General features: G+C 51.3%; 3 protein-coding genes and 1 tRNA gene. All 4 read right to left on the bottom strand.

Annotated features, from left to right (window positions below; all coding sequences use genetic code 11):
- Nucleotides 1-200: hypothetical protein (locus Q0614_RS06505; protein WP_298787417.1), on the bottom strand; the 200-nt coding region annotated here is incomplete at its 3' end.
- Nucleotides 201-227: 27 nt separating this feature from the next.
- Nucleotides 228-1,181 carry a Dyp-type peroxidase gene (locus tag Q0614_RS06500; RefSeq protein WP_298787415.1) on the bottom strand — a complete coding sequence of 318 codons (954 nt, stop codon included), beginning with the start codon at nucleotides 1,179-1,181 and terminating at the stop codon, nucleotides 228-230.
- A gap of 232 nt (nucleotides 1,182-1,413) precedes the next feature.
- Nucleotides 1,414-1,501: transfer RNA gene (locus tag Q0614_RS06495), tRNA-Ser, on the bottom strand.
- A 356-nt stretch (nucleotides 1,502-1,857) separates the two neighbouring features.
- The coding region (locus Q0614_RS06490) for a TolC family protein (protein ID WP_298787413.1) at nucleotides 1,858-2,799 on the bottom strand (942 nt) is incomplete at its 5' end.

The following is a 2,799-nucleotide window of genomic DNA, read 5'->3' as shown; positions in this document are numbered from 1 at the left end:
GCGGCGTCTTTATCGAAGCGAAGCACGATCTTAAGCCACGCCGAGTCCCTGCCCGCGCCGTAAAACGCGCTGATAGGACGAACCTTAAATTTAGAGTTTATAAACTCCAGTAAGCCGCTGATATTTTCGCTGTTTTCGGCTCTATTTTCTATGATCTCTTTGCAGCGCCTGCTCTGATACGGGCTTAGATCGCAAAACATCGCGCGCCTTTAAATTTAAAGCTAAATTTACTCTGCGCTATAAGCCTGCAGCATATCGAAGGTCGGGGCGAAAAAGAGCGCGCCCGTCTTTGCGGTGCTGAAATCCAGTAGGCGGTCGTAGTTGCCTCGCGGGCGGCCGATAAACATACTCTCAAGCATCAGCTCCAGCGTGCTAAAGGTGCTTGCGTAGGCGATGAAGTAGGTTCCCGTCTCGCCGCCTTGCATAAACGGCATATTGCCGCGCACGACCTTTTTATCGTCGCCGACGTTGGCTGCGGCGGAGTGCGAGTTGCTGGGCTTTATCTCCTCGCTCATTTCGATGTCGTTTTGTTTGCTGCGCCCGATGACGCGCTCCTGCTCGGCGACGCCCGCGGCGTTCCATGCGCTCATATCGTGGATGTATTTTTGCACGAAAAGATAGCTGCCGCCCTTGTACGCCGCATCCTCGTCGCCTACCTTGGCGAAAAAGTCGCGATCTGCGCCTTGTGGGTTTTCGGTACCATCCACAAAGCCGATGATAGCGCGCCCGTCGTAGTATTTAAAGCCGCAGATCTCCTCCTCGCACGTCGCGACGTCCTTTAGCGCGGCTCTGATCTCGCTTGCCATATCGTAGCAAACGGCCTGATTCCCCGCTCTGATGTGGATATGGATATCGCCTCCAGTAGCGGGAGCGATGTGTTTATCGCCCCTAATCTCTTCGAAATTTTTTAGCTCCTTCGGCAAAGGCTTCGGCAAGCCGAGCATTTTCCACGCCTCAAAGCCCACGCCCAGCACGCAGCTTGTTTCGCTAGCCGCGCCGAATCTCGTAACGGCGGTTTTGTTTAAATTTATCACCAAACCGCAAAGGCCCTCGAAAGCCTTTTTGCAGGCGGTCTTGCCCGCACCAAAGCGCCAGATCATAAATACGGTGTTGTTGCCCGGTGCATCGGTTACGTTTTGGGATTTTGCGTGCGCACAGGCGCAACTTTTTTCTTCACTCATTTTTCTCCTCCTTTAAAGTGAAATTTTAAAAGGAATTTTAGCGCAATATCGGTAAACGGCGGGCGTAGAGATAGAATTTAGGTGGCTTTCGGGTTTGATCTCGGCGGAGGAAATTTTGTCTTTGATCGTAGGATTTGCGGCAAGGGTGGAATTTTGGCTTTAAATTTATAAAATTTTCACCGAGTTGAAAAGCGAAATTTTAGAGTTTTGCGAGGACGAAATTTTAAAGTAGTGGCAGATGGGAAGGGATTCGAACCCTCGAAAGCTTGCACTTTACACGCGTTCCAGGCGTGCTCCTTCAACCGCTCGGACACCCATCTAAATTAAAAGTCGCGATTATAGCGAAAATCTAAAATTTTGCCAAATTCCGTTTCGGCGCGCAACCGCTCGCCTTTAAATTTAAAACTCGGCGCTTGGAATTCTACCGTGCTGCTTGAAATTCTGCCGCGCCACGAAGCCCGACCGCACTGTGCTTTCTAGCCGAGCGGAGATTTTACCTTGCTGCGGCTATTGTAAAATTTAGATTATCTTTGAAATTGGAATTTGTCGCCCGCCGCGGAGCCAAATTTAAAAAGTGCAAGCAGATTTTTTAAACGATCCGCTTGCGCCGTAAAAGCCGAGCTGTGCTTTAAATTTAGATATTCTGAAATTTCGCGCCGCCGATAAATTTAAAAAGCTAATTAAAAATTCTATCCTTCGGGAAGGCGGACATATCGGGCTGCACGTCCTGCTCGGCGCCGATAAGCGCCTTTATTTCGCTATCTTCTATGCTAAAGCCGCCGCCGAACGCCTTGTATGCATTCACTGTCGCGTTTAGCACGTCAAGATCGGTCTGCACTTTGTTTAGCTGCGCGCTAAGTAGGTTTCGCTGCGAATCCAAAAACTCCAGATGATCGCTGTAGCCCGCCTGATACCTGCTTGAGGCGTTTGAATAAATTTTGCTCTGCGAAGCGACGAGATCGGCGAGGCTTGCCTGTCTTAGTTTGGCGTTTTGTACGCCTACAAGCGCGTCGCGAACGTCGCCGAAAGCGGTTTTAAGCGCCTTGTCGTATGCGATGAAGCTTGCGTTTTGCTCTAAATTTGCAAGCTCTACGCGCCTTTTTTGGCGGCCGAAATCAAGCAGCGGCCCTGCGAGCGAGCCTCCGATACTCCACGTGCTCGCGTTTGCGGTAAATAGCCTGTCAAACTCGCCGCTTGCGTATCCCGCTGAGCCCGTAAGCGAGAAAGTAGGGAAGTAGCCCGCCTTGGCGACGCCCACTAAGAAGTTGCTTGCGCGCAGATTTTCGAGCGAGCTTGCGACATCCGGGCGGTGCAGGATCACGTCGCTTGGGATTCCGCTTGGGATCTGCGGCGCGCTAGGCATTTTCGCAGCGGTCTGCGCCGTGCCGCGTAAAATTTCATCGTAGCTCTTGCCCGTTAGGATATTTAGCGAGGTCTGCGCCGCGGAGAGCTGATTTTGCACGCTTATGAGGCTTGCCTCGGCGCTTTGGACCGCGGCTTTGGCCTGATAAAATACGATCTCGCTAACCGCGCCCGCATCGAGCTGCTTTTTGCGGTAGTTTTGCGTATCCTGATAGCTTTTTAGACTATCTTTTAAAATTTTCTCCTGCTGCTTTAA

It is taken from the genome of uncultured Campylobacter sp., assembly GCF_937997595.1.
Taxonomy (GTDB): Bacteria; Campylobacterota; Campylobacteria; order Campylobacterales; family Campylobacteraceae; genus Campylobacter_B.
The sequence above is the reverse complement of the archived record's forward strand: the minus strand, read 5'-3'. Positions and strand labels throughout refer to the sequence as shown.